This is a genomic window from Pseudomonas sp. 1121_17, from assembly GCF_052850745.1.
In genome coordinates, this window is the sequence record NZ_VXCX01000041.1 from 1 (window position 1) to 216 (window position 216).

The 216-nt window shown below is 57.9% G+C and carries 1 protein-coding gene; it reads left to right on the plus strand.

Annotation, left to right across the window (positions count from 1 at the left end; genetic code table 11):
- On the plus strand, positions 1-216 hold a 216-nt coding region (locus FW789_RS24330), incomplete at both ends, for an immunoglobulin-like domain-containing protein (RefSeq protein ID WP_446432156.1).

Consider the following 216-nt stretch of genomic DNA (forward strand, 5'->3'; position numbering starts at 1 on the left):
GGTCCCGAACACCAACGTTGAAGACGTCTACAAAGACGGTAGCGAAGTCACCGCGACTGTCACTGCGGTCAACGGCGGTAACTTCGAAGCGGTCGATCTGACTGGCGCGACTACCACCGTTGCTGTCGAAGACACCATCGACACCACCACCGTGGCGGTCACTGCTGAAGCAGCGAAGGAGGGTGATGCAAACCTCACCTTCAACTTCCAGCTGAG